Origin of the sequence: Anaerosporobacter mobilis DSM 15930 (genome assembly GCF_900142955.1) — a bacterium.
In the GTDB taxonomy this organism is placed as follows: domain Bacteria; phylum Bacillota; class Clostridia; order Lachnospirales; family Lachnospiraceae; genus Anaerosporobacter; species Anaerosporobacter mobilis.
Genome location: NZ_FRCP01000005.1, coordinates 614,068 through 636,228 on the forward strand (window position 1 = coordinate 614,068; position 22,161 = coordinate 636,228).

Annotated in this window: 23 protein-coding genes; 4 read left to right on the forward strand and 19 right to left on the reverse strand. The window is 34.9% G+C overall.

Annotation, left to right across the window (positions count from 1 at the left end; genetic code table 11):
* Positions 1 to 285: 285 nt before the first annotated feature.
* The 7 genes from BUB90_RS02600 to BUB90_RS02630 all read right to left on the reverse strand — a co-directional run bounded on the left by BUB90_RS02600 (position 286) and on the right by BUB90_RS02630 (position 8,086).
* Positions 286 to 1,047, reverse strand: coding sequence for a response regulator transcription factor (locus BUB90_RS02600; protein ID WP_073282414.1), 762 nt, complete (start codon positions 1,045 to 1,047; stop codon positions 286 to 288).
* 21 nt (positions 1,048 to 1,068) lie between these two features.
* Positions 1,069 to 2,928, reverse strand: a complete 1,860-nt coding sequence (locus tag BUB90_RS02605) for a cache domain-containing sensor histidine kinase (RefSeq protein ID WP_084139038.1) — start codon at positions 2,926 to 2,928, stop codon at positions 1,069 to 1,071.
* A 178-nt stretch (positions 2,929 to 3,106) separates the two neighbouring features.
* Positions 3,107 to 3,736 (reverse strand): response regulator transcription factor, encoded by a 630-nt coding sequence (locus BUB90_RS02610; protein ID WP_073282416.1) that lies wholly within the window; start codon positions 3,734 to 3,736, stop codon positions 3,107 to 3,109.
* A complete protein-coding gene (locus BUB90_RS02615) occupies positions 3,723 to 4,880 on the reverse strand; it encodes a sensor histidine kinase (RefSeq protein ID WP_170865424.1) in 1,158 nt (385 codons plus the stop codon). The genes BUB90_RS02610 and BUB90_RS02615 overlap by 14 nt, the downstream gene beginning before the upstream one ends.
* A 74-nt stretch (positions 4,881 to 4,954) precedes the next feature.
* The gene (locus BUB90_RS02620) at positions 4,955 to 6,214 is read right to left on the reverse strand and encodes an ABC transporter permease (protein ID WP_073282420.1); all 1,260 of its coding nucleotides are present in this window, start codon (positions 6,212 to 6,214) and stop codon (positions 4,955 to 4,957) included.
* Between the two features lie 2 nt (positions 6,215 to 6,216).
* Positions 6,217 to 7,299, reverse strand: a complete 1,083-nt coding sequence (locus tag BUB90_RS02625) for an ABC transporter permease (RefSeq protein WP_073282422.1) — start codon at positions 7,297 to 7,299, stop codon at positions 6,217 to 6,219.
* A 1-nt stretch (position 7,300) separates the two neighbouring features.
* Positions 7,301 to 8,086 (reverse strand): ABC transporter ATP-binding protein, encoded by a 786-nt coding sequence (locus BUB90_RS02630; RefSeq protein WP_073282424.1) that lies wholly within the window; start codon positions 8,084 to 8,086, stop codon positions 7,301 to 7,303.
* Between the two features lie 365 nt (positions 8,087 to 8,451).
* Here BUB90_RS02630 and BUB90_RS02635 point away from each other — a divergent pair, with 365 nt between their 5' ends.
* The gene (locus BUB90_RS02635) at positions 8,452 to 9,315 is read left to right on the forward strand and encodes an AraC family transcriptional regulator (RefSeq protein WP_073282426.1); all 864 of its coding nucleotides are present in this window, start codon (positions 8,452 to 8,454) and stop codon (positions 9,313 to 9,315) included.
* Positions 9,316 to 9,944: 629 nt separating this feature from the next.
* Here the strand turns inward: BUB90_RS02635 and BUB90_RS02640 are convergent.
* From BUB90_RS02640 to BUB90_RS02655, 3 genes are all read right to left on the reverse strand, one after another.
* Positions 9,945 to 10,790 (reverse strand): reverse transcriptase domain-containing protein, encoded by an 846-nt coding sequence (locus tag BUB90_RS02640; RefSeq protein ID WP_242952464.1) that lies wholly within the window; start codon positions 10,788 to 10,790, stop codon positions 9,945 to 9,947.
* Positions 10,791 to 11,271: 481 nt separating this feature from the next.
* Complete coding sequence (locus tag BUB90_RS02650; protein ID WP_073282431.1) at positions 11,272 to 11,814, reverse strand: NADH peroxidase; 543 nt, start codon at positions 11,812 to 11,814, stop codon at positions 11,272 to 11,274.
* A gap of 192 nt (positions 11,815 to 12,006) precedes the next feature.
* Positions 12,007 to 12,894, reverse strand: a complete 888-nt coding sequence (locus tag BUB90_RS02655) for an SDR family NAD(P)-dependent oxidoreductase (protein WP_073282433.1) — start codon at positions 12,892 to 12,894, stop codon at positions 12,007 to 12,009.
* A gap of 212 nt (positions 12,895 to 13,106) precedes the next feature.
* Here BUB90_RS02655 and BUB90_RS02660 point away from each other — a divergent pair, with 212 nt between their 5' ends.
* Positions 13,107 to 14,171: a ComEC/Rec2 family competence protein gene (locus BUB90_RS02660; RefSeq protein WP_170865425.1), complete on the forward strand. Its 1,065-nt coding sequence runs from the start codon at positions 13,107 to 13,109 to the stop codon at positions 14,169 to 14,171.
* Positions 14,172 to 14,207: 36 nt separating this feature from the next.
* Positions 14,208 to 14,423 (forward strand): DUF3006 domain-containing protein, encoded by a 216-nt coding sequence (locus tag BUB90_RS02665; protein ID WP_073282437.1) that lies wholly within the window; start codon positions 14,208 to 14,210, stop codon positions 14,421 to 14,423.
* 82 nt (positions 14,424 to 14,505) lie between these two features.
* On the opposite strand, the gene BUB90_RS02670 is transcribed toward BUB90_RS02665, so the two are convergent.
* From BUB90_RS02670 to BUB90_RS02700, 7 genes are all read right to left on the reverse strand, one after another.
* Complete coding sequence (locus BUB90_RS02670; protein WP_073282439.1) at positions 14,506 to 15,645, reverse strand: glycoside hydrolase family 88/105 protein; 1,140 nt, start codon at positions 15,643 to 15,645, stop codon at positions 14,506 to 14,508.
* Between the two features lie 141 nt (positions 15,646 to 15,786).
* Entirely contained in the window at positions 15,787 to 16,014 is a 228-nt protein-coding gene (locus BUB90_RS02675) for a hypothetical protein (RefSeq protein WP_073282441.1), read from the reverse strand.
* A gap of 34 nt (positions 16,015 to 16,048) precedes the next feature.
* Positions 16,049 to 16,657, reverse strand: coding sequence for a CpXC domain-containing protein (locus BUB90_RS02680; protein ID WP_073282443.1), 609 nt, complete (start codon positions 16,655 to 16,657; stop codon positions 16,049 to 16,051).
* A gap of 13 nt (positions 16,658 to 16,670) precedes the next feature.
* Positions 16,671 to 18,140: a methyl-accepting chemotaxis protein gene (locus tag BUB90_RS02685; RefSeq protein ID WP_073282445.1), complete on the reverse strand. Its 1,470-nt coding sequence runs from the start codon at positions 18,138 to 18,140 to the stop codon at positions 16,671 to 16,673.
* 146 nt (positions 18,141 to 18,286) lie between these two features.
* A complete protein-coding gene (locus BUB90_RS02690; protein WP_073282447.1) occupies positions 18,287 to 18,844 on the reverse strand; it encodes a DUF3877 family protein in 558 nt (185 codons plus the stop codon).
* 45 nt (positions 18,845 to 18,889) lie between these two features.
* Complete coding sequence (locus BUB90_RS02695) at positions 18,890 to 19,330, reverse strand: threonine/serine exporter family protein (RefSeq protein ID WP_073282450.1); 441 nt, start codon at positions 19,328 to 19,330, stop codon at positions 18,890 to 18,892.
* Positions 19,327 to 20,103 (reverse strand): threonine/serine exporter family protein, encoded by a 777-nt coding sequence (locus BUB90_RS02700; RefSeq protein ID WP_073282452.1) that lies wholly within the window; start codon positions 20,101 to 20,103, stop codon positions 19,327 to 19,329. Before BUB90_RS02700 ends, BUB90_RS02695 begins: the two co-directional genes overlap by 4 nt.
* Before the next feature lie 350 nt (positions 20,104 to 20,453).
* Here BUB90_RS02700 and BUB90_RS02705 point away from each other — a divergent pair, with 350 nt between their 5' ends.
* Positions 20,454 to 21,056, forward strand: coding sequence for a GNAT family N-acetyltransferase (locus BUB90_RS02705; RefSeq protein ID WP_073282454.1), 603 nt, complete (start codon positions 20,454 to 20,456; stop codon positions 21,054 to 21,056).
* A 2-nt stretch (positions 21,057 to 21,058) separates the two neighbouring features.
* On the opposite strand, the gene BUB90_RS23025 is transcribed toward BUB90_RS02705, so the two are convergent.
* Both BUB90_RS23025 and BUB90_RS23030 read right to left on the reverse strand, forming a co-directional pair.
* Positions 21,059 to 21,658 carry an HPP family protein gene (locus BUB90_RS23025; RefSeq protein WP_084139041.1) on the reverse strand — a complete coding sequence of 200 codons (600 nt, stop codon included), beginning with the start codon at positions 21,656 to 21,658 and terminating at the stop codon, positions 21,059 to 21,061.
* Positions 21,637 to 22,008 (reverse strand): hypothetical protein, encoded by a 372-nt coding sequence (locus tag BUB90_RS23030; RefSeq protein WP_139241683.1) that lies wholly within the window; start codon positions 22,006 to 22,008, stop codon positions 21,637 to 21,639. The genes BUB90_RS23025 and BUB90_RS23030 overlap by 22 nt, the downstream gene beginning before the upstream one ends.
* Between the last annotated feature and the right edge of the window lie 153 nt (positions 22,009 to 22,161).

Here is a 22,161-nt window from a genome sequence, read left to right on the forward strand (position 1 = left end):
GACAATTCAATCCTACTAATTGCATATTTTTGTTGTCATTTTTTCTTAATCGTTTTAGTATAATTCCTTTATTTTCAGGGAATTTTCTTGTTTAAATGGACATAATTGATATATGATTAGTACTTTTTTGAACTCTTCATAACGTTCTATTCAAAATTGTATAATAAATCACTATTCTTTTAGTAATTCTATTTACACGTTTAAGAATCAAAAAAGAACGATTTTCCAAAACAAAATATGCTAATCACGCATACTATATTTGGGGAAAATCGTTCCTATCATTGCTTATTTACTACATGTTCTATATTCACTTGGCGTCTTATTCGTATGCATTTTAAACACTCGACTAAAGTAAAATGCATCTTTATATCCTACCAATTCACCAATTCTACTTACTTCCATGTCTTTATACTGTATTAAAAGCTGTTTTGCCTGATTAATACGTAACGTTGTTAGGTATTTCGATGGAGATTGGCATGCTATTTTCTTAAATACTTTCCCAAGATATTCTTGAGAGAATCCTATTGAATCTGCCAATGAACGAAGCGATATGTCTTGCATATAGTTCTCTTTGAAATAATTAACCATTAATGTATAGATCTCTTCTTGTGATAAATCATGTTGCTTATCTGATAGAGTTCGAATCCTCTGTGACTTCGCATCAAAATAGTTCACTATTTCTACTAAGGTTTCTCTTAGTTCTTCCGTTCGTATCGGCTTTAAGATATAATTATGTACATTATGCCGCATTGCCTCTTTCGCATAAGAAAACTCATCGTATCCACTTAATATTATAATCTTTGTATCTGGATACTTTCGATTGACATATTTAATAACTTCTAAACCATCACATTGAGGCATGCGAATATCCGTTATTATTATATTGGGTACTTCCTTTTCTACAAGTAATATCCCATCTACCCCATTACTTGCCTCACCTAGATATACAAGTGGTAAACCTAAACTTTCGATTTTCTTTATTATATTCTTCCGAATTAATGGTTCATCTTCAATTACAATAAACTTATAAGTGATTTCCGTATTCATTAAACTTCCCCCACCTTTCCACTACAAGACATTCTTCTCCTTAACTGTCTCAATCGGTCCGCCTAATATGAATTTCGTACGTCCTGGATAGTGATTCACAATTGTAAACATTGCTTTCTCACCGTACAATAATTTCATACGTAAATACGTATTCTTTAGTCCCATCCCTCCAATTTCCATGTTATAGAATGCATTTTTCTTAGTTTCTCTAAATTCCTTAAGCAACTTTTCTTTCTGCTCATCACTAAGCATTCCTCCATTATCCTCAATCTCAATTCTCCAATTCTTTCTTCTCTTAAACGCTGAGATTTTTAACACCCAAGGTGGCTTTTTATTAAACCCATGCTTGAATGCATTCTCAACGATAGGTTGTAGAATGAGTTTTGGGATTGGGACCTCTTTTACAGCATCAGATATATCACATATGTATGTAAGATCCTCACCATACCGAATCTTCATACAATCGATATACTTTTGTATACAAACTAGTTCCTCTTCAAGCGGTACTTTCATCTCTTTCGTCGAAGATATATATCTGAAATAATCACATAAGGAATTACATAATTGAATAATCTCCTCATTCATCTCCTCCTCTGCCATTATACTCATATGAGTAAGGCAATTATAGAGAAAATGAGGATTAATTAATGACTGTGTCGCGCTTAACTTTGCTCTCGTCTCTTCTGATCTAGACAAGAGCACTTCCCTTGAAGAGTCCTTTAATTGTTCATACATCTTTCGAATTGCCTCACATAATTGGTGAATCTCAATTATATTACTATCAATTTCATTGATATGTTCATTCTCTTCGTCAAGAACAGAGGTTATTGTAATCTGCCTTGTGGCATCTTTAATTTTCCTTAATGGCCTAGTTATCTTTCTTGATAACATATAACATAAAACAATAACCATAAGGACCGTTATAAATCCAGCACTAACGAATACCACTCTATATTTATGTAAAGGATAATAAATCGACTGGCGATTTTCATATACTAGAATCGACCAATTATAGCTATCGATTACTTGATAAGTAGCCAAACTCTTAATATAATACTCGGTTCGGACCCATTTGCTTATCAGTGGCTCCATATTATTATTTTTAATAATATTATAATTTTTTGTATAGTTTTCACCAGATCCATTGTAAGGATAGACGGTTTCACCACGATCATTGAATATAAAGATTGAGGTATTCGGATTTTGCTTTTTCAATCGATCCACTAAGGAAAATAATCGTTCACAGTCCTGAATAACTTCTACAAAACCCACTTTTTTCCCGGTCCCATTATTGAATAAGCGTACAAGAGTTATGTACATATGATCTTCCATAAACTTATAAGAAGACTGACTGAATCTGATTTTTTCTGGAGCCGTAAAATATTTTTTTCCGTTAAGAGACAAAGCCTTTTCATACCAGCTTTTGTCAAGTAGACGTACATCGCTCATGGAATCACTTAATCCCGTACCAATACATTTTTGATTCAAAGTATAGACATTAACTTGAGAAGCAGAATTTATATTCTGCTGTGCTGCATTCAAAGCAGCATAGATTTGTAACATAGGAAAGTTAGAACTCTTCTTTGAGATACTTCCTAATTCCCCTTCTGTTTGATTTAGCCCCACAGAATCTCGAATAACATCCGAATATACTACGTTCGTTGCTATACTAGACATCTTGTTCAGCTCTGATTCAACTGCACTTTGTATCGAGGTGCAGAATGTTGTAGTTTGATTTTTCGCATCCATATAGATATTAGACTGGTATACTGCATCGATTACTACGAAAAATATCCCAAGTACAAAAATAATTCCACCTGCATAAATCCAAAATAAATATACAATCTGTGAATACTTTTTCTTTCTCATCAGTTTTTTCATATGAATACCCACTCTTATATTATTTTATTAGCTGAGATTGAATCCTATCTATTATCTAACAATAATGACACTTTTATGTATTACGATATTTCTAAATTAGTATAATTACACAAGAAATCCAACTGTAATTACACATCTATGATAATTTATGTGATACACTTTGTCAACTAAAGGAAAATTATTTTCTCCCAGTTAGGTAATAGACGGCTACCTGTGTACGATGTGATAAATTCCCTTTCTCAAGTATAACACTAATGTAGTTTTTCACAGTTCCTTCGCTTAGAAATAACCGATCAGCAATGCCTCTGTTTGATAATCCTTCAGCAATTAATTGTATAATTTCAATCTCCCGAGCGGTAAATAAGTTAGCATCAAATCCCTCTAAAGGCTTACTGCGAAATTCCGTAACGTTATGAAATACCTTCGCATCTAGCGAATGTATCCCATTGTAAACTGACTTAATCGTTTGTTTCAACTGTTCTGGTGTATGATTCTTAATTAGGTATCCAGCAGCACCATTCTGTAATGCAGCCTTAACCAGTTGATCATCATCAAATGTAGTTAGAATCAGAACTTTTCCTATACCTCTTCTTACAATCTCAGCCGTTGCTTCAATTCCGTCCATTACGGGCATCTGAATATCCATTAATATCACATCTGGCTGGTATTCCTTTGTTAATCTCACCGCTTCCTTACCGTTTGCGGCGCAGCCCAGAACCTCGAATTCTTCATCAACACTTAAGATTATCCGCATTCCATCTCGTACAAAATCACTATCATCTGCGATAATTACCTTAATTGGTTCCATCTCTTCCCCCCTCTAGTTCAATAGGAAATAACATCATTATCTCAAACCCAGCCTCACCCTGAATATTCAAGAAACCATTCACCGCCCGCATTCGATTTTTCATTCCCTGAATCCCCATTCCATCTTCTATTCTTTCACAGCCTCTTCCGTTATCTTGTATGTCACATCGAATTCTTTGATTCATTACATGTATCGTAATCCGTATCTGTGTACATTTAGAATATTTCAGGGCATTGGATACTGCTTCATATGTATTGTCCAGAATAATCTCTACTACTTTATCTGGAATTCGTTTTTCGTCTCCCTCAATCTTAAATTGCGCTTCAATTCCGTACTTTTCTCTACATTCTTCACAAAGACTTACTATCTGAATAATTGCCAGTTGTTTTTTAGAAGGTTTCTCCTTACGAAAAATCACTCTAATCTCATCCATGCTACCCCTTAGATGATCAATTACTCCTTGTATGATATACTTACTTTCTTCAGGTTTTTGTTCAATTAGAACTTTGGCTGCTTCTAACTGATAAACCGATCCATTAATACTATGACCTAATCGGTCATGAAGCTGTTGAAACAGTGTTTCTCTATCCTCAAGAATTTTGTTTTCTGAATATAGATTTCTTTTTTCCATCTCCTTCTTAAAGCTCTGTCGTTGTAGATCCATATCTTCTTTCAGCTCATATTCTTCCTTAGCCGAGCTATTAATATAATCATTACATTTACGTATAACAATAGTATTCTGATAGTAAATTACTAGTAGCAAGGAACAAAACATAAACAGATTACTTGTAGAAACCTCCGTTTGAAACAACGTAAGATAACACAAACCGCTTATCCAAAAATTTCTGTCCCAATATGCTACACAATCAAGATATACAATGATAGCCCAAGGTGCAATCGCTCCTAATCCATTATAATATGCCATTATGGCTATAACCAAAAGTGATAGTGACAGCCAAATCCATTTCTTACTTTCCTGTAATTCTAAACCAATTGTTACAAATACAAAAACAGCAACAAGTAACCATTCTAGTCCAATGGACCAAAATGGTTTCACCTCATTGCTAATGGAATACAGTATTACACTCAGACAGATCAATAATTTAATTACTATAAATTGATTTCTAGTGTTTTGTTCATTCACGATATCACCCATTTCTTTCAAGCTCAATATTAACATAATTTCTTAATTTTGTCGAATATATCCATTAAGAATCCTTATTCTTTTTCTTGTATCTTAAGGCTGATCATGCTAATAGTAAATAATACTATCATGAATGCTAGAAAGACTAGCGTATATTGTGTAAATGCTCCCTTCTTACCAGTCATAAACATCTCCGTTGACTTAATAAACCATCTCTGAGGAGTAAACATAGATATTCTCTCAATTGTTGATCCTGGTATAACTGGAAAGTATAATCCTGCAAGCAAACTTGTGAATGACCAGAGAGTAAAAGAAAAGAAAATCGTACCTAAAAAATTATTGAAAAGAACCCCGATTACTAAACTAATAAAATTGAATAAAATACCTTGTAATAAAACCATTCCTAAAAAGGCACTATAAGGAATGCCTACATTCGTTCCCATAGTCAAAGCAATTCCGACCCCAAATACAATCACTTGTATTATAGCTGTTAAAAGAATCAAACATACTTTAACCATAATATAGCATCGGTTTGTAGTAAGCGATAATTTTACTCTATTAATTGTTCGATTCTCATTTTCTTTAATTAATATATCTACAATAAAAACTCCGCTAAACACAAAGCTAATAATTAAAAAAGATAGTGCATATCCTATTCTTGATCTATCATTCTGTTGTCTTTCATTTAATACAACGCTATCCTCATCCTTCAACATAATGACGTTTTTATCTAACTCTTCTTCTGCCATCTTGTTTAATACAGTTTCTATGTTACCTCCATTCTTTACAGCAGTCTCGTATGCGTTGTGAATCTTACTACAATACCATTCAATATTAGTTTCTAGTAATCCAATTCGACTATCATCATAACCTTTTATAATTTTGATTGGTGCCTCTTCTCCCTTATCAAGCGCATCTAAGAAATCTTCCGGTATATAAAGAATCGCCCTTATTGTAGAAGACTCCATCGTTTTCTTTGCATCTTTTAAAATATCCTCATAGGATTCCTTCTCAGGTTCTTTACTATTATTAACCAGATATAATTTATATGTATTCGTCTGTGCTAACTCTTGAAGCAAATATGATGAAACATCTGATTCACTATAATCATATACTTTTACTGTCAATTTTATATTTTCCATATCAGCTGTATCACTAATACTTTTCCATTCCATTATTCTATTGGTCTGCTCTCCCCCTTCTTTTGCAATGGAGCTATCCCCGTGCATTATTATTACAGCCAAAATCGGAATGAGAAATATACAGCATAGATACCCCTTGCTTCTAAGCAGAAGTTTTATATTTGTCTTCAGCATTACTAGGAAACCTCTCATGACTACTCCTCCATTTCCCTTTTTATTAATAGCACACTTGCTAAACTACATATAACAATCATTCCTATTAATATACAAACAGCCGGTAAGGCATAACTACTATGTCCCATTGTTCTGAACTCCACAAGGGTTCGATTAACATAATACATAGGTGATAACTTAACGAATATGTCAGGTGCAGTATTCATCATATAATTCTGAAAACTACCGCCATAGAATCCCATAAACCACACACTTGAGAATACTATAATTACACTTACAGCCAGATTTTTAACAATGTGTAAGGCTAGAATACCATATGCTGAAGATGCCACTGCTAATAGAAATAGAATCCCAATCGTTTCCGGATAATTGCCAAATCGGTTGCCGACTATAATATGTGACAACACCATTGCACCTATCAATTCTATTGATATACCTAATGTACAAGGAATTAGCTTCGCCAAATATACTTTAAAGTTCGAAACTCTAGCCACCTGCATTCTTCTAATGATACGATTCTTCCTCTCACTACCAACTACCATAGAAATCGTTACTACACCACACATCGCGAAATATGTAAGTTCAATGATCCCATAATAGTCAAAGGATGATGGCATTGGTATAACATCAATAGTAACGATCTCACTATAGCTCACTTTCTTTTTTTCAATATCCATTTTAGAAATATTTTGCATCTCTTCAAACATTGTAGTGATGACATTCTCTATTATACCTAGCTGATTTTTATATTTATTATATTCATATATAGTATAAGAATCGCTACCTATTAGTAGAAAGGCTGCGATATCATTATTCTTAATTACTGACTCTATCTGAGTTTCATCAACTTGGTACCTATTAATCTCTATACCTTCCATACTATTTTCATTTTTCATCTGGTCTAGAAACCCTTTATATGGGGAGTCATCATCAACGGAATAAGCAATCTGCATCGTATCTGTCTCCGAATAGATATGTAACATATCTTCAAACACACCAGACAAAACCCACATAACACCCACTGGTGCCAACATCATACTGATTATCAGTACTTTATTTCTTAGAATTAATTTGAGATTATTCTTTATGGAAGTAAATAGCATCTTAGAATCCTCCCTCCGTATAATCTCTTAATTTCTTACCCGTCAAAGTTAGGAAAACTTTCTCTAGCGACATCGATTCACATGGTTGGTCCGATACCATCTTCACTAATTCTTCCTTGGTTCCAATAGCAATGATTTTCCCATTATCCATAATCGCTACTCTTGTACAGATTGCTTCAATCTCCTCCATGTAATGACTTGTATAGATTACCGTAGCTCCCGCCTTATTTGTCTCCCTGATTTTCTCTAGAATAAAATTACGTGATTGCGGATCAATTCCTACAGTTGGCTCATCGAATATCAATAGCTCAGGCTTATGACCTATGGCACAAGCAATATTAAGTCTTCTTTTCATTCCCCCAGAAAAATTCTTAGCAAACCCTTCCCTTTTATCTTCTAGTCCCACAAAGCGAAGTGATTCTTCCACCCTCTGCTTTAATTCTTTTCCCTTCAAACCATACAAGGAAGTAAATAACTCTACATTCTCCCATGCTTTTAAATTCCCATGAATTGCAAGCTCTTGAGGGATATACCCCAGTTTTGCTTTTACCTTATTCATGTCTTTCTTTGTATCATATCCAAACAATTGAATATTCCCCATTGTTGGCTTCTTAATGGAACAAACCATATTCATCATAGTGCTCTTACCCGCTCCATTAGGGCCTAGTAAACCAAAGATTTCTCCCTCCTCTATAGCTAGAGATACATGATCAACTACGGTTTTGTTATCATACTTCTTTGTTAATCCATCTAAGACTACAATTTTATTTTTCTTACTTCTATCCATAAATAATCTCCCCTCCCTCTTAGGCCAATCATTCTGTCGACCTAGTTTTTAACTTAACTATATATTACAATACTAACATCTTCATAAATAGTGAAAAAAGCAATGAATCATATGACAAAAGTCATATATTCATTGCTTTAATTAGTGCGTTGCTATCGATTGGAGATGAATACCTCATATGCTTTTAGTAGTAATCCCAATTGTTATAATATATAATATTGTTTAATTGATACATAAATTATAAGTGAATTGTTTCCTGCCGAAGCAGAATTGTTAAGAAACTAATACCCTACATAAAAGAACAATAAAAATCGGGTATAATTAATTCATCTCAACTATACTTTAAGCAGGAAGGAGGATGAAGAATGGAATATTTGCATAGAATGAATGATGCCCTAGATTATATTGAAAATAACTTGGCTGGAGAGATTGACTACGAACTAGCTGCTAGTAAGGCTTATTGTTCTGCTTTTTATTTTCAAAGAATGTTTTCGTTTATAGCTGATGTTACATTATCAGAATATATTCGTCGCAGGCGTTTAACACTTGCTGCTTTTGAATTACAAAACAGCAAAGTAAAGATAATTGACCTTGCCATAAAATATGGCTACGATTCGCCTGATTCTTTTACTCGAGCATTTCAAAAATTGCACGGAGTTACACCTTCAAAAGCGCACAATACAGGTATAGCCCTAAAAGCCTTTCCTCGCATTACCTTCCATATTTCGATTAAAGGAGATGTTGAAATGGATTACAAAATTGAGGAGAAAGAAGCTTTTAAAGTTGTAGGAATCAAAAGACATTACAAAGGACCTGAGGATAATGCAAGTGTTGTCGGATCATTATGGGATGAACTTAATGAAAAAGGATTACTAAAAGTAATATCTGATTTGTCGACCGGGGCTCCGAAAGGTGTTCATGGTTTCATCCACGTATTAGGTGATGAAGAAGTTGATTATATGATTGGCAGTATATCCGATAAGGAGCCACCAGAAGGAATGCTTATCCAGGTAATACCAAAATCTACATGGGCAATTTTTGAATTAACCGGTCCAGTTAATTCAACCTTGGAAATTGCTTGGAAAAGAATTTTTACCGAATGGCTTCCAACTTCTGGATATAAATATGCAGAAGCAATTGATATCGAATGTTTTCCATATGAAGGCTTTAAAGGAGCCGAGGATTATAAGTTTGAAATATGGCTTCCTGTTATTAGAACTCAAGTTTAATGATTGTATATATCGATTACACCTTCGGAAGACTTTCAAATTTCTCATTACATGAAAAGAGTGTGGGTTCCATTTGTATTAGAGGGATGTAAAGATAAAGAAAAACTTTTTCTAGTTGGATGAACAGAGATATTTTGTTTGCACAAGAAGTACAACGACAATGCAATGAAGAAAAATATGTTTCTATTATAAATGATGGATGCATAGAACTTGATGAATTAGTCAACAAAGTTGTTGTACATTTTTGATTGGGTGATTACTATGAAAAGGAAAGAGAACATATTGTATTTTACAAATGTTGGTTTATTGAAATAATAAACCAAAGGAAAGGATAATCGAGAGATTGTTAGATAGAGTATGTCTAACAACCTCTTTTTCTATGATTTATGGGATTGTGGACTTCGTAAATAGTTTGTTCAAAAAAACAAGCAGCCGACAAGTGAGAAAGTTAAATGCATACCCATATTTTAAGTGTAGGTAAAATTAAGAAACGGAATAATTACAAACAATATACTTACACTTTTTCGCCAACCACTTATACCAAATCGAGTAGGAGAATAATCATTAATTGATTATTCGTCCTCTCACACCACCGTGTGTACCGTTCGGTACACGGCGGTTCAATAGAATTACCTTACTTGTAAATATCTTTCAGTTAATGTTATAAATCCTTCTTCTCTAAGGTATTTGTTCGTAAGAGTTGTTGCTAGAATTGGGCTATTGGAGATTCTCCAGTAGCCTTTTCTTGTGTTCGCATGTTCCCATGCTATCCAATTCATCGCACCTAACTTTACTAGGTTATCGTGTTTCGTTTTAATCTTTTTCCACTGTTTCCAGTAGCAAAGTCTTATACGTCTCCTTAACCATTCATCAAGTTTTTTTAAGCTACTTCTCATATCTGCAAGTTTAAAGTAACTTACCCATCCAACCATTAGTTGTCTTAGTTTCATAGCTCTAAATTCCATGCTCATTGCATTACTTCTTCCTGTGAGGTTCTTAAGTTTCCCCTTTAATTTCTTGATTGACATCGGATGAACTCTTATTCCCATTTCACCTTTTTTTGTATAAAAGGTGTATCCTAGATATTTTAGTTTCCATGGTCGGTCTACCTTGCTCTTTTCTTTATTAACTTTAAGCTTTAAGTCCTCCTCAATAAACTTTGTGATACTTTTCATAACTCGTTCAGCGGACTTTCTTGATTTTACGTATACATTACTATCATCTGCGTAACGGCAGAATCTCAATCCTCGTCTTTCCAGTTCAATATCTAGTTCATGTAACATAATGTTGCTAAGTAGTGGTGACAGATTTCCGCCTTGTGGTACTCCCTCTGTAGTAACAGTAGTTAGTCCTTTTTCCATTACTCCTGCATTTAGATACTTTCTTATCAATCCGATTACACGTATATCCTTTACTTCTTTATAAATCAATCCGATTAATTTATCATGATTAACCGTATCAAAGTACTTTTCCAAATCTATTGTTCAGTCCTTCCCAATGGTCACATGTTACCCTTGGTACTATGACCTCTGCTGACCCCTTAGAGTTCGGCCATACATCACTGTATGGGTTGTTGTTTCAAAGTTCATTTCCACAACTTATCCCTAAGGTCTCCCCAGGTAAGAACGCAATCTTCCTCTCCATCTATCCGCCATATTTACACCTTTTGTCTTCGAGTAGCTATTGGGCTTTGACTTGTCTTGCAGCCTTACCCACAAAAGTATGCCTTGTATATGATTTCTGTTCGTCGAACCAGAGATTTGCCCACGGACTTCCTTCAGATTCCACCTCACGATGGACACCCTTGTCTTAGGCTATACACTTTCCACTACTAGGACGTGTTAGGGACTTTAACCCTTAAGATTACGCCCATGCTGGGCGCACAAGAAAGGGTATGTCGGATTCCTCCAACACACCCTAAAATACTTGATAGTATTGATTTTACTGTATTTCTGATTAGCCGAAGTATCTCTTAAGAAGTCCCTCGAATGCTTTACCATGTCTTGCTTCGTCTCTAGCCATTTCATGAACTGTGTCATGGATTGCATCAAGGTTAGCAGCTTTCGCACGTTTTGCAAGATCGAATTTACCAGCAGTAGCACCATTTTCAGCAGCTACTCTTAATTCAAGATTCTTCTTAGTGCTATCAGTTACAACTTCACCTAATAATTCAGCAAATCTTGAAGCATGGTCTGCTTCTTCATATGCAGCTTTTTCATAATATAAACCGATTTCAGGATATCCTTCTCTATGTGCTACACGAGCCATTGCAAGGTACATACCAACTTCAGTACATTCTCCAGTGAAGTTATCTCTTAAATCTTTAAGAATATCTTCGCTAACACCTTGAGCAACTCCAACCACGTGTTCAGCAGCCCAAGTCATTTCACCTGCTTGTTCTGTAAACTTATCCGCTCCTGCTTGACAGATTGGACATTTTTCTGGTGCAGAATCTCCTTCATGAACATAACCACAGATTTGACATACAAATTTTTTCATTTTATTCTCTCCTTATTTTCACATTATATTAAGATAAATATTAATATTAATATTAATCAATAATAGTAATCATTACTGATATTATCATACACTTATTGAGAAACTTTGTCAAGTATCTTTTTAATAATTATCTACTTTTCAATTAATCCTCACACGACGTAGGCCAACTTCTGCCTTGATGATGACTTACCATCAATTACTACCATACATTCTACCAATCAACAAGGAACGGATTCTTCTAGGAACTATAAGTGCAGCTTTATTATGAATACCTGGAAGTATAACATTCTTTCCCTTCATCAGTCCACGAAAACCAGCATCTGCAACCTCTTCTGCTGACATGGATAGTTTTAGCTGTTGCTTTCCCGCACGCCTTGCAAAATCGGAAACCGTTGCTCCCGGACACAAGGTACTAACTGTAACCCCATATCTTTTAACCTCTACTCGCAACGCTTGAGAAAAATTCAATACAAAAGATTTGGTTGCATAATAAGTTCCTATATATGGTCCTGGTTGGAACGCTCCATTTGATGCAACATTCAGGATTTTTCCAGATTTGCTGCTCACCATGGCCTTTGCAAAACAGTGTGTTAACAAAACGAGATTATTCATATTAAGTATCATAATTTCCTCTTGTAGCTTTCTCTCACTTCGAATAAATTCTCCTGCATATCCAATTCCAGCATTATTAATAAGTATACCAACTTCTATATTCATAGCTTGTACCTTCTGATACAGCTCTTTTGCTGCTCCAATTTTGCTAAGATCCTGAACAATCTTAATAATCTTCTCGGAACTTGAATCGACCTTGTTACACGCAGTCTGCTCATTAACATTAGGATAACTAGCTTTTTCGCTATTAGCTTTTTCACTGTTATTAGCTTTACTATTATTAACTTTACTGTTATTAGCTTTTTTTTCACAATTTAATAGATTGTCTTTTAACTCAGTACATACACGACTTAGCTTTTCATCATTAGAAGATACCAGTATAACTGGGTACCCTTCACTTAAAAAACGCTTTGCAAACTCGTAGCCAATCCCACTTGATGCACCTGTAATTAACACATATGGTTTCATAGGCTTCCTTCATCCTTCCTTTCCCGCTAGCCCTCGCTTATCTATATTGTACACTACTTTACTATTTGATACTATGATACTATATAACTGTTTCATCTGATAATATAAGTAGAAAGCACTCTTCCATTGAAAGGTTTTATATGATATCCTTTTCTATAGATGATTTATATCATATATATATTACAAAAGATTTATCTACAAAGGAGTTACACATGAAAATACAAAAACGTCTATATCTAGTATTAGCTGTATTCTTAGTTTTCTTCCTAGGAGGTTGTTCACTCGAAACCAACAGTACAGATGCAACTAATCCTTCTAATGCTATGAAAGTTCATTACATCGACACGGGAGAATCTGACTCGATTTTAATTGAATCGGAGGGTCATTATATGCTAATCGATGCAGGAGATGTTGATGATAAGGACACCATTGTTAATTATCTGAAAGAACACAAAGTTGAGAAACTAGATTATTTTATCTTAACCCACCCTCATGCAGATCACATTGGTGCTGCTTCTGAAGTTGTTAATACATTTTCCATTGGTAAGATTATCATGTCACCAAAAACAAATAATACGAAAGTATTTGAAACTTTGCTAGATACCATTGCTAAGAAGAACCTTAAGATAACAAAACCTGTTGTGGGTGATTCCTATACGATTGGAAATGCAAAGTTCACTATATTCGCACCTAACTCTATGGATTATGGTTCGAACCTAAATAATTATTCCATCGGCCTACGATTAGTAAATGGAGATAACAGTTTTCTATTCATTGGCGATTCGGAAACCGAAGCTATAGCAGATATACTAGCAAGCAGACAGACACTTGATTCTGATGTTCTTCTTTGTGGACATCATGGTAGCAAAACAAGTACTACCGCTGATTTATTAAAAGCCGTTACACCTACTTATGCCGTAATCAGTGTTGGCGATAACTCATATGGTCACCCTAGTGACTCAACCCTTAGTTTATTAAAGAAAAACAATATTAAAACCTATCGTACGGATGAAAATGGAACGATTATAGCGACGAGTACTGGTAGCAAAATCACTTTCAGTGCGAAAGCTACCGATCTAAGTAACGCTAACACTTCAGATTCAAACAAAGATGATGCCACTAGTAATAAATCAAATGTCGTTTATATTACGGATTCTGGTAATAAGTATCATAAATCAGAATGTAGTTACCTTAAGAATACCAAAACAAAAACTACAGTTGAGAAAGCAAAAAATGCAGGCTATGAACCTTGCAAGATATGCAAACCAGCTAGTTAAGTCGATTACGTAGTTGACCTTAGAAAGGAGTTTATAATGACATATATCATAGATCGTTTTGAAGGTTCTTTTGCTGTGTGTGAACAAGAGAATGGTAGTTTCATTACCATTCCTCGCTTTCACTTACCAAAGGAGGCAAAAGAAGGCGATTGTATTCAATATATTGATAATACTTATACAATTAACGAAGATGAAACGAATGCCAGAAGTATCCGAATCCAAGAAAAATTGAATTCTCTTTGGGAAGACTAGCAAAAAGTTGCTGATACAAAGTTAACTGATTATAAACTCAGCAAACGGTTAACTATTGTAACAGCAACTTTTCACTTATCAATTATTTATCTAAACATAACATCTCCGTATAAGCAAGTAGGAATGGTCCTACTCCTTTGGCATCATCCTTAACGATTGGTTCTGACATGTAATAATCATATGTACCTGGACGATTTCCAGCTCCACCTAGACCCGCTACTAAACAGATTCCTCCAAGGTGCAGGTTTCCTTCTTCGATATTAAGATACTTATCACAAACACCATTAAAGGCTTTCATACCATATGCTGTATATGATTCTGGTAGGAAGCCTAATCTTACCCCTTTTAATAAAGCATATGCCATAATGGAACTGCCACTGGTTTCAAGATAGTTATGTTTCATACCACCAAGATTAACAACTTGATACCACATACCACTTTCGTCTTGGTAACGTAACATGGAATCCATTAAATCCACGAAGATCTTTTTCATCTTCTCGTATGGCTCACTTGCAGATGGATCTGCTTTATCCAGTGTATCAAGTAATGCCATCGCATACCAACCAAGTGCACGTAACCAATAATTTGAAGATAATCCAGTCACCTTATCACACCAAAACATCTCTCTAGAAGAATCATAGGCATGGAAGTATAAACCCGTTCTTTCATCTCGCATGTTCTTAACTACCTGAAAGAACTGGTTATAGATATCATCATAATTCTTCTTCTCATTAAATCTAGTTTCATATTCCATATAGAAGGGTTGTCCCATATATAACCCATCTAACCAAACTTGATTTGGGTAGATGTTCTTATGCCAGAAGTTGCCTTCACTGGTACGAGGCATCTTTTCAATCTGACTATAAACCAAGTCAATTGCTTTTCTGTATTTTTCTTTACCTGTTAAATCATATAATTCAAATAATGTCTTTCCTGCATTTACATTGTCAATGTTTAGTTCTTCTACCGAGTACCCATCAATACTTCCATCTTCTCTAACACGATAGTCAATGAACTCATCTGCGAATTTGAAGTATTTCTTCTCCCCAGTGATTGCATACATCTCAAGAATCGCTTTAATCATGCAACCGTCAATATAATTCCAATCAGCTGGTTTTCCTTCTAGAATCTTTTCAATATTCCAAATTGGTTTTTCTGGTGTACTCTTCTCTAGTAACTCATCAATATACTTAAATATGTTGTCTTGCAAAACCTTATCCATACTTCTCTTTCCTCTTTTCTTTCTAAAATGTAAGCACTTACATAAACTTAATACTATAATAGTATATGCAACGCCTACCTGTCAAATAGTTCTCAAAAGAGTCACATAAAAGTATGTTTAATGTATAATAAATGTTCGAATTTATTCATCGAATTCTACGATAACATAATACCCTCGATCTGTTTTTTCTATTTCTTTCACAATCCCAAACTTTGATTTAATACGTTCTCCTGGTCCAATACAGCCCGACATAGCAACTGCCGGTTCTATGATATAGTAATAGTGAAACGATTTCTTCTCTAAGATTTCAACCTTATCACCAGCTTTTACAAGATTCTCTCTCTCCATCTTGAATTTAACTTCTCTCATATTATAATAATACTCCTTTCAAAGAACAGGAGACTTATACAACCTGAGCCCCTGCCCAATTCAAATCAATACAATACACATCCTCCTCAAGTGGTGGTAATTCATCTGTCACGATATTTAATACATTCTGATACATTGCTTGGTCAATATCTATTCCGTCAATATCTTCTTTGTACATTAATGTGAATTCCAAGCTTCCATGCTCACTTCTACGATAGAAAAAGATATCTTGAATCGTATCATTCTCTACATGTATCTTTGCAAATGTTATTAATTTTAGTAATTCGATCGCTCGGTCGTTCAGATTTGCTTCAAATACACGTACTTTCTCTACGAAAGTGTCTGCTGTTTTGCATAATCTCATCGTAAAATCTTTGAACATTTCCTTCTCATCTTCTGTGATGCAACTTACATCACTAGCATTTGGGCGCAAAAACACCACGAATTCCTTCTCTATGTTACAGTAATACGTTGGGTAGACTAACTTAACTTTATGACCACAACTTTCACAGTCCCATTGTAAAAAAGAGGCACTCATAACTTCCTCTTTCTTATTAGGGCCTAATTGTTCATAACAAGTTACCATATGTTCCGATTTACAACTTGGACATGTGAATGGGATCTTTTTTTCTATACTTTCCATACTTCTCAACTTTCTATTTGAATATTCTAATCTGTTTTGCTGTCATTGAATCAATTGTTGCTACGATTTTTTCAAGTAACGCTAATAATTTCTCTGACAATGCAATTGTTTGCTCATACTGTTGTTTTGCCTTACTTTCATCATGGGCCCTAACGTAACCAAGAATCGTGTCTCCCATTGCGTGGAATTCTTTGTGCAGTTTGTCCACTTCTCTCCAATCATCAATGATTGCAGGATGATCGATATGAATTGCATGATAGAAATGTCCGAAAGCACATTTGTTAGAGTTTGTCTGAATAGGTAGCACTTTCATATTCTCAACGATTATACTCATATTCGCAAGCCAATCTTTATGTGCTTTCATGGCTTTTTCAATAGCAGTTCTAAGCTCATCATTTGTTACCGCATGTTTTCCAGAACGTAACCCTTCATACAAGGAAGAAACGATTTCCGTTAATTGATCATCTATTTTTGAGATGCCCTTTGCAAAAGTAACACTTTCAACAGCATCTTTATGAATACTCTTAGTCATCTCGCTTAATTGTTGTGCATCATCGCTTGAACTCTCCATTGCTATATTAATCTCTGTAGCTGCAACTTTAATTCCCTGCATAGAAGTATACACGGTATCGACGTTTTCTATAACATCTTCTAATACTTGTATGTTACTTCCTATTGTTTGTGATACCGCATCTATCTTCTCACTCATCTGACTTGTTGAAGTTAAAGCGCGCTCCATACTAGCTTTTCCTTCTTCTGCTGCTGTATGAATACTTGACACGAAACCTCTCATACCTTCTAAGTTATCTTTCGTATTGTCAGCAAGATTACGAACTTCTTCTGCCACAACAGCAAATCCCTTACCATGTTCTCCAGCTCTTGCTGCTTCAATCGCTGCATTTAATGCTAGAAGATTTGTCTGGTTAGCGATGCCTTGTACACTATCAACAATTTTACCAACGGCAACAGCTAGTTCAACTAACTGTTCAATCTTGTCATTCATCTCTTTTGTATCAGTAACTACTTCTTCCTTTAATGATTCAACTTCTACAAGAAGTTCTCTACTTTCGCTGTTCTTAGTCGACAGATTCTTTGAATCATTCGATAGATTCTCAAGTGTCACTGTTGTTTGATCTATTGTATCTGTAACCTGATTCATTGTTGCTGTAGTTTCTTCGACAATCGCAAGATTTGAAGCACTAAGAGCTTCCAGATCTTTCGCAAAATCCATCAATTGATTTGAGATATGTGTCATTCCTACATCGAAACTACTTAATGTAGCTGCTACTTCAAGTACACCTTTCGCTGCTTGTGACATTCTCCTTTCATTGACTAATAATTGGTCAAAACGTTCAATAACCTTCTTATGTACGGGATGATCACTCCTTGGCAAAGTTACTTCTTTTCCTGCTAATGCCTCATCTACATACTCCAATAACCCTACCATTTCGCAACAAGATTTTGTCTTTTTAGAAAAAACCATTTTAACTCCTCCTTCGTAATTCCTATTATTATAAGCTAAACCTAATGGGTCCTGATACCTTCATTATAGAGTAATAGAATCAGAACCCGTATATCATTAATGATTAAATAAATTGACTTCTAATTCATACGTCAATTTGTAATTTTCTAGCGTACAGTTTGATAATCATACTCTGAAAATCTATGATAAAACGCTCCCATCTCGCCTAAGCTAAAACAGTATCGAAAAGAATCTAATACATCATTCTCATAGTAGATTACATAATCAAATTCTTCATCTACCGCTTTCTCACAAATAACGTTTGGCGACCTCTTCTTGAATACTTCTAGGATTTGTTCAATTGAACAGGTAGGTTCTTTCAACACTTCCATTAAATTAAGCAAAAAGGTACTTCCTTTCTTCTGCTCATGAACATACTTCGTTCCTTCTGCTGGTATACCGATGCAAAATCTCTCCTCATTATTGCTTAGATGCACCTTACCCAGATGGTCCTGAACCGTTTCACGCCATGCTATTAGAAACTCTTTCGCTTCTAATATAGTAGGTAGCGATAACTTCACAAGATGTTCTAACGAATCTCTATTATAATAGATTCGTATCATTTCCTCTGTATAGCCTAATTTCACTTGCCATTCATGAATCGTATCAATAACATTATTCTCAAGCAGTTGGTATGCTTCCTCTTTGTTCATTCCAACCTCCATCTTCTAAACCTCCCATCACTGTTGTCTCAACCTATTTTTATTATATTATACTTGATCTCTCTTTGTAGTCCTTCGCTTGAAGAATTCTTGCGGTAACTCGAATACAAATGTAATTCCAAGAACAATAGCAACCCCAATCTTGAATGTCTCAAATCCTTTCGCTGTTGCAAGACTATATTGTTCCATAATAGTATAGTATGCCGTCCAATAAATTCCTGCGCCTGGCACAAGAGGGAATATTCCAGATAACAAAAATATCGTTACTGGACAGCTCATCCTTGTTGCCAAATGCCTACTTAAATAAACAACTACACAAGTTGCTATAAAACAAGATATCACAATTCCAGCATATTTTGAAAAAATCAAATAAAAAAGCCAGCCTGTCCCTCCAACCAATCCGCACCATGGGTAATATCTCTTAGGAACACTAAATAGTAAGGAAAATGCAATCGTGCCAAATGTAGCGGCTATAAATTGTCCTATCATCCGATTCCCCCCATAACTTTATGATATACAGTAATTACAATTCCAACCCCTAAAGCAATGCAGAATGCTATTAATAACGCATCCACTAATCGAACAATCCCACTAATATAGTCTTCATTAGATATATCTCGTATAGCATTCGTAAATGCCACACCCGGAACAAGCGGAATAATAGAACCTATTATAATATGATTTAGGTTGTCCCCCATTCCCAATCGGTATGCCAGAATCGATAGCGTTGTTGAAAACATGCCACCACTTAGATTTAACATAATCTTTGTCATTCGCTTCTTTCTCCTTGACATAATGCCAAGAAACACCCACAACAAACCTCCTACTAGGAATGCTGTAAGACTATCAAATATCGAACCTCCAAAGAGATATGCAAAACATCCACTACCAACACCCGCTGCAATAACCTGCGCTACTTTAGGGTTCTCAGGCATGTTTTGTATTTTATGTAGCTCTTCTATTGCCTCTCCCGGCGTGTATTTTCCCGTTTCTATTTCTCTAGACAGCTGGTTTACTGCTGCAACTTTATCCAGATGTGCCGTACTTAGAGGAATATGCTTCACATTGGCATAGAAATGCTTATCATCCTTTTCCTCCGTAATGAATATTCCACTACTTAGTACAAACGAACTATTCCCTTCCAATCCATATGATTTTGCTATTCGCTCAATCGTCTCCTCTACACGAAAAATCTCAGCACCATTCTGTAATAAAATCCTTCCAGCTAAAGCTGCGGCATCTAAGCCTTCATTACCCTCCATCGTTTCACCCTTACCTCTATCAAAATATCAGTATTTCTTAAATTTATTACACAACATCTTTAGTCACGTCCTATATTATAACTAGTATAATAAATAAAATCTACTACATATTCTAAATGATATCAATAATTTATATCATGTATTTGCCGGCGTGGAACTATTTAACCAATATCCGTTGTAAAGGATCGAAAATGGCATAGATTTCAATCTAATTGTATAGTATAATTTGCTTGTCGAAAAAACAGAATATACGGTTACTACTGCAATCCACCGTAGCGATAAACTAGGATTTTAAAGCTGATGGATTTCATTAATTAACCCATGAATAGAACCACGAAAGGAAAACAACAATGCATTTAATAAATGAAAATACACCTTTACTGTCAACAGAAAGATTAATTTTAAGAAAATTTACTGATAAAGACATAGAAGCTTTATTTGCTATTTACAAAGATGAAGAAGTAAATACCTATTTACCATGGTTTCCTTTGCAATCATTAGTTGAAGCAAAGGAATTCTATGAAGAAAAGTATGCAAAAGCATACAAACAACCGAATGGCTATAAGTATGCTATCTGTTTAAAGAATGATAATGTGCCAATTGGGTATGTTCATGTAAGCATGGATGACAACCATGATTTGGGATATGGGCTACGTAAAGAATTTTGGCACCTAGGGATTGTAAGTGAAGCAGTGAAAGCTGTTATTGAGCAGTTGAAACATGATGGTTTCCCTTATATTACCGCCACTCATGATATCAAAAACCTGCGCAGCGGTGGTGTAATGAAACAGGTTGGTATGTATTATCAATACTCCTACGAAGAACAGTGGCAACCCAAAGATATTCTAGTTACCTTTCGTATGTACCAACTAAACTTCGACGGAAAGAATAACCGAGTTTATAAAAAATACTGGGAAACTTCGACGGTTCATTTTATTGAAACAGACGTGTGATGTTAAACTTTAATTTCTTCTCGAAAACATATCATTGCAGCTGCCACAAGAATAAGACAACCTAACACTACTAATATAGGATAATAGATCAACCCTTCCAGTTTCAGAATTAACGGTAACATACCTATCGCTCCTGCGGGTGGAAAAGAGATGTTATAGAATGAGAAGAACAATAACATTGAGATTACAATTAGTAGTGTACATACTGTTAATGATACACCTTGTGATTCATATAGATACAATCTTGATATTGTCCCAATAACAGCCGCAATTCCAACTATTACTATTATTTTTGTATATTGAACCCTCAATTTAGCTTTCACGTTGGTAAACTCTATGAACGTAACGATTAAAGGGGGTGCTATTACGTACAACTGACCTTTATGTATTGGCCACCAAGCAAGTATAAGAAATACAAGAATACGTTTACCATAATAGAATAGTCCTTCCCTAAAACTCATATCCACTGGTTGATATGATACCTGCTCGATATAATTACCAGTCTCAAATAATTTTTGTACTAAAGTAATAATTAACACCATTGCAAAAACTGAAATCGGATAAATTATTGTTGTAGTTCTTAGATAAATCGGTATATACAAGCTGATATCATGGGTACCAGTGTGGTTTTAGACACCGTAAGTGATACCCCTGCAAATGCAAAACCAATCGCTACTTGCCAAAACATCGGCAAAGGTACAAAGCGTACGATACTAATCCCTACTATTGCTGATAATGACATTAATATAACAAGTTTAATTCGATTCACTCTCCATGGTTGACGATCTACAAACCACGCACCGATTACTAACGCCGCAATCTCTGGGAAAATAATTTCCTTTTCATTTAATAACTCCGCAGTGGCTGTCATAAGCACTATCATTATAACAGATGCTATACTTCTAACAAGTTTACTTTGTTTTCCTAAAACTTTTTCATTTGTTAATTCCATGTTTTTTGTTCCTTTTTTATCTTTAATATTAGTGTGCTGACTCATCTATTTGGCAAAATAATCTTCTTTCTTGCCACGTTATGAGGCAAAGGGCACTTCTATATAGTAACACAGTGATATAGAAGAAACAACAAACTCAGAATAATTCATAAA